The 2,916-nt window shown below is 66.7% G+C and carries 6 protein-coding genes and 1 pseudogene; 2 read left to right on the top strand and 5 right to left on the bottom strand.

All coding sequences use genetic code 11. The annotated features are described in order from the left end of the window. Nucleotides 1–127 (top strand): annotated as a pseudogene (locus tag E6R62_RS41590) (IS630 family transposase); the annotation flags it as partial. On the opposite strand, the gene E6R62_RS37365 reads toward E6R62_RS41590, so the two are convergent. Both E6R62_RS37365 and E6R62_RS37360 read right to left on the bottom strand, forming a co-directional pair. Next, nucleotides 124–324 (bottom strand): hypothetical protein, encoded by a 201-nt coding sequence (locus E6R62_RS37365; protein WP_136217898.1) that lies wholly within the window; start codon nucleotides 322–324, stop codon nucleotides 124–126. The pseudogene E6R62_RS41590 and the gene E6R62_RS37365 sit on opposite strands and share 4 nt — an antisense overlap. An 85-nt stretch (nucleotides 325–409) precedes the next feature. Beyond that, entirely contained in the window at nucleotides 410–850 is a 441-nt protein-coding gene (locus tag E6R62_RS37360) for a MarR family winged helix-turn-helix transcriptional regulator (protein WP_136217897.1), read from the bottom strand. 66 nt (nucleotides 851–916) lie between these two features. Between E6R62_RS37360 and E6R62_RS37355 the strand changes: the two genes are divergently transcribed. Next, the gene (locus tag E6R62_RS37355; RefSeq protein WP_136217896.1) at nucleotides 917–1,291 is read left to right on the top strand and encodes a cupin domain-containing protein; all 375 of its coding nucleotides are present in this window, start codon (nucleotides 917–919) and stop codon (nucleotides 1,289–1,291) included. Nucleotides 1,292–1,520: 229 nt separating this feature from the next. Here E6R62_RS37355 and E6R62_RS41985 read toward each other — a convergent pair whose 3' ends face one another. The 3 genes from E6R62_RS41985 to E6R62_RS37345 form a co-directional block, all read right to left on the bottom strand. Further along, nucleotides 1,521–1,646, bottom strand: coding sequence for a hypothetical protein (locus E6R62_RS41985; RefSeq protein WP_276615687.1), 126 nt, complete (start codon nucleotides 1,644–1,646; stop codon nucleotides 1,521–1,523). Beyond that, nucleotides 1,643–1,813, bottom strand: coding sequence for a helix-turn-helix domain-containing protein (locus tag E6R62_RS41585; RefSeq protein WP_240802132.1), 171 nt, complete (start codon nucleotides 1,811–1,813; stop codon nucleotides 1,643–1,645). Before E6R62_RS41585 ends, E6R62_RS41985 begins: the two co-directional genes overlap by 4 nt. Before the next feature lie 182 nt (nucleotides 1,814–1,995). Continuing rightward, nucleotides 1,996–2,625: a hypothetical protein gene (locus E6R62_RS37345; RefSeq protein ID WP_136217895.1), complete on the bottom strand. Its 630-nt coding sequence runs from the start codon at nucleotides 2,623–2,625 to the stop codon at nucleotides 1,996–1,998. Nucleotides 2,626–2,916 lie beyond the last annotated feature (291 nt).

The raw sequence follows: 2,916 nt of genomic DNA, 5'->3' as shown, positions 1-2,916 counted from the left end.
CGACATCCGGGCCTGGCTCGCCGACTGGAACGACCACCCAAGGCCCTTCATCTGGACGAAGACAGCCGACGAGATCCTCGACAAAGTCGCCGCCTACTGCCACCGAATCTCTGACTCAGGTCACTAGATGCGCCGGGGGCGGGCAAGCCCCAAGCCGACCGGGGCCGCGGGCTCGGCGGAGTCGAGCTGACTGACCTTCGCCTCGGCGTCTCCGAGGCTGACGCGGAGCCCTTCGATCTCGCCGAGCCAGCCCTCGCGCTCGGCCTCGGCGATCCGATCGAGGAGGTTGTTCCTTGGATCGGCCGTACTGCGGGAGGCCCTCACATCGGTCTGGCCTCGCGTGGTGCCGGGGACACGGTGGCCCACCGGCAGGGCAGGCCTCGGCCATCGCTGCGGGACGGCCCTCCGCTCACCAGGCGGGACGGATCGGCCCCGGTGGCGTGAGCCGGGTCAGGTCGGCGACGAGTTCGCCGAAGCGCGCCTCGCCCAGGGCCTCACGCCAGGGTGCGACGGCGGCCCTGGCCGCTTCGTCCGCCGCGCGGGTTGCGGCCCACCCGGCCTCCGTCAGCCCCAGCAGCCGGGCGCGGGCATCGTGCGGGTGCGGCAGCCGCACCACGTACCCCTTGCGGACCAACTCCTCGACCAACTGCGCGGCGGCCTGCTTGGTCACCCCCAAGTGCTCGGCCAGATCGGCCGTTGTGGCGCCGCCCAGAGAGATACGGGCGAAGGCGTAGCCGTGGGCGGGCCGTAGGTCCTCGAACCCCTGCTCGGTCACGCGGGCGTGGATCGTCTGCACCAACTGTCCGGAGAGTGCGAGCACGAGAGCGGAGAAGGCCAGGGCGTCGTCCATGGCTTGACTATAACTCGTCAATCTGCTTGTCTTTATGGACAAGCAACTTGTCCATAAGGAGTCGGCATGCCCTTTATCCGCGGTGACGAGGCCGTCGAGTACGAGATCCACGGCGGTCGCTTCGTTTCCTACGTCCGCCCCGGGACCGGTGGCCGGGACCTCGCCGCCTGGCGCGCGGAGATCCCCGCCGGGATGGTGGGCCCCGCCCACGTGATCAGTCACGAGGAGACGTTCTACGTCCTGTCCGGCCGTCTCCGTCTCAGCATCGGCGGTGAGACGGCCGAACTCGGGGCCGGTGACGCGGCGGTGGCTCCGGCGGGCTCCGAGCTGGGGGTCGCCAACACCACCGACAAGCCCGCGCACATGTGGGTCACCACCCGCGCCGGGCTCACCGCCGAACTGGCCGACGGCAGCACCATCGCGCCACCCTGGACCCACTAGTGCGGCCGACACTGCGGCTGCAGGTGCCGGTGTGGGCGCCGGGAGAGCGGCCGGTGCCGGCTGGGTCTGCGGGTACTTCCGTGCACGGCCCGCCGGGAGGCGGCCGCCTGGAGGTGGCCGAGCGCGATGCGGGCGGAGCCCAAGAGCGTGGACTTCTTCAGCCTCCGCGGAGCACCAGCGGTACCGGCCAGGTAGGCGGCGGTGTCCGGCTCCCAGGGCAGGGCGGCCATCACCGACAGGCGCAGCGCCTCGGAGACCTCGTGGGCGCGGCGGGGCCGTCCTCGATGAGGAGGACGCCCAGGGCGTCGGCGCCGGTGCCGCGATCGGTGAGCTCGTTACGCAGCGGCTCGGTCATGTGTCGCGCCAGGGCGAGGGCCTGGTCGGCGGCCCGCACGACGAGCAGGACCAGATCCGCGCCGTGAAGGAGCGGTCACACAAGCCGTCCAGGCCCCGCTCGATGAAGCAACGCCGCCACGTGCGGACCGTGTCCGGCGTGATCCCCAGCCGGCGCGACACCTCCATGATCGAGTGCCCCTCGGCGCACTCCAGCACGATCCGCGACCGCTGAGCCAAAGCTGAGCCGCCATACGACGACGGACTCACCCCTCCAGCGCGGCCGGCTGGGCATCGGTCACCGACAACCGTGGAATTTTCGGACCCGGACGACTCATGCCCAACCAACGGCGAATCTCCGACCCAGGTCATTAGAACGGCGGCGGCTCGTACGGAGGCACCACACGAGCAGGCGAGGACTTAGTAAATCCTTCAAGTCCGAACCGAGACGAGTACCGTTCGATACTCGAATCAGACGGAGCCGCAAAGGTCAGCATCCACAACTGCCCATCCGGTTGCGAATATCCCGCCGGTGGCGGGGCCATGCGTACCAGCGCATCCTCACTACACCATAGTTTAACTTCCGGTTCTTCGCTGCCAAGCGCTTCGAACTTCAGGGGCTCAAACGACTTCAAAACCTCGTTGACCTCTGAAGCGTCAACTAGGACGGTGAACTTGAACGCGCCTCCGATGACGGCTTCCCGCACAGTGCAATTCAATAGAAAATCACTTAGGATCTCACCCGTTTCGGTCCAGCCGCCATCTTTTTCCTCCCTGGAGAAGACCTGCAGCCTGGCATCACCTAGGTCAACAGCCCAGAAACAGCCACTCTGATTCTCAATCCAGAATTCGAGCATTCCGCGGGAGTCTGCTGCAAGATCCTGAAGCGCAATAGGCCGGTCTTGAAACGTCACAGGGCGACCGACAAGGGCTGCCGCCGTATGCCACTCAACCAGTTCGGCAGGCACATTCGGGCTGGCGGCAGGGCGCATGTCGCGCACACTCCCCGCAGTTCCGTACCAGCGCCGAAGGAAACGTCGAACGCTGTCTGACCTTATTGACAAAAGTTCATCCACGATGACTCCGGATCTACCTTCGGGCGCCTTTGGCGAGGTGCCGGGAACATTACGCTCCCGGCACCTCCTTGCAAACCTCCTTCCGCTCAGAGGAAGGAGAGATAAAATCTCAGCCCCGGCCGAACCCGATGTAGGCGGCAGCGCACTGGCGCCATTCATCCTGGAAAGTGTTGTTCATCCTTCCGAGGTTTCCGCCATGCGACCGCAGATATCCCA

It is taken from the genome of Streptomyces sp. A1136 (assembly GCF_004795055.1).
Lineage (GTDB): Bacteria > Actinomycetota > Actinomycetes > Streptomycetales > Streptomycetaceae > Streptomyces.
The sequence above is the reverse complement of the archived record's forward strand: the minus strand, read 5'-3'. Positions and strand labels throughout refer to the sequence as shown.

Excerpts from the sequence above, each read along its gene's own strand:
- E6R62_RS41985 (WP_276615687.1), bottom strand. The coding sequence starts at position 1,646 with ATGACCGAGCCGCTGCGTAACGAGCTCACCGATCGCGGCACCGGCGCC.
- E6R62_RS37360 (WP_136217897.1), bottom strand. The coding sequence starts at position 850 with ATGGACGACGCCCTGGCCTTCTCCGCTCTCGTGCTCGCACTCTCCGGA.
- E6R62_RS41585 (WP_240802132.1), bottom strand. The coding sequence starts at position 1,813 with ATGGAGGTGTCGCGCCGGCTGGGGATCACGCCGGACACGGTCCGCACG.
- E6R62_RS37355 (WP_136217896.1), top strand. The coding sequence starts at position 917 with ATGCCCTTTATCCGCGGTGACGAGGCCGTCGAGTACGAGATCCACGGC.